The organism is Pseudomonas machongensis (assembly GCF_034961125.1).
Lineage (GTDB): Bacteria > Pseudomonadota > Gammaproteobacteria > Pseudomonadales > Pseudomonadaceae > Aquipseudomonas > Aquipseudomonas machongensis.
The window spans coordinates 1-1,055 of sequence record NZ_JAYFUI010000014.1; the positions used below are offsets into that span (position 1 = coordinate 1).

Sequence of the window (1,055 nt, forward strand, 5' to 3'; positions counted from 1 at the left end):
CATTCAGAGATCTCTGGATCACAGTCTGTTTGCCGACTCCCCAAAGCTTATCGCAGGCTACCACGTCTTTCATCGCCTCTGACTGCCAAGGCATCCACCGTATGCGCTTCTTCACTTGACCATATAACCCCAAGCAATCTGGTTATACTGTGAAGACGACATTCGCCGAAAATTCGTGAGAACTCACAAATTTTACCTTAGCCTGAATTACCAGCAGTGAAACTGGCATTCAGTCTATTTCTATCACATATCCGAATTTTTAAAGAACGATCTGACAAAAGTCAGAAATCAACATTCATTACCGAATGTTCATTTCTAAGTTCTGAACAGTGCTGCATCATGAAGAGTGGTGGAGCCAAGCGGGATCGAACCGCTGACCTCCTGCGTGCAAGGCAGGCGCTCTCCCAGCTGAGCTATGGCCCCGTTTTGTCCTAGGCCGCACCATGTAATGGTAGGTCTGGGCAGATTTGAACTGCCGACCTCACCCTTATCAGGGGTGCGCTCTAACCAACTGAGCTACAGACCTATAACAGGGTCGCGTTACAGCATCGTCTTTTACAATGAATCAAGCAATTCGTGTGGGAGCTCATCAGCAGGCTGATGTCTTCGATTAAGGAGGTGATCCAGCCGCAGGTTCCCCTACGGCTACCTTGTTACGACTTCACCCCAGTCATGAATCACACCGTGGTAACCGTCCTCCCGAAGGTTAGACTAGCTACTTCTGGTGCAACCCACTCCCATGGTGTGACGGGCGGTGTGTACAAGGCCCGGGAACGTATTCACCGCGACATTCTGATTCGCGATTACTAGCGATTCCGACTTCACGCAGTCGAGTTGCAGACTGCGATCCGGACTACGATCGGTTTTGTGAGATTAGCTCCACCTCGCGGCTTGGCAACCCTCTGTACCGACCATTGTAGCACGTGTGTAGCCCAGGCCGTAAGGGCCATGATGACTTGACGTCATCCCCACCTTCCTCCGGTTTGTCACCGGCAGTCTCCTTAGAGTGCCCACCATAACGTGCTGGTAACTAAGGACAAGGGTTGCGCTCGTTA

Annotated in this window: 2 tRNA genes and 2 rRNA genes; all 4 read right to left on the reverse strand. The window is 51.2% G+C overall.

Features of this window, described 5'->3' with window-relative positions:
* A 23S ribosomal RNA gene (locus tag VA602_RS00460) occupies positions 1 to 121 on the reverse strand; the annotation flags it as partial.
* A gap of 226 nt (positions 122 to 347) precedes the next feature.
* Positions 348 to 423: transfer RNA gene (locus VA602_RS00465), tRNA-Ala, on the reverse strand.
* A 26-nt stretch (positions 424 to 449) separates the two neighbouring features.
* A tRNA-Ile gene (locus VA602_RS00470) sits at positions 450 to 526 on the reverse strand.
* Positions 527 to 611: 85 nt separating this feature from the next.
* Positions 612 to 1,055, reverse strand: a 16S ribosomal RNA gene (locus VA602_RS00475); the annotation flags it as partial.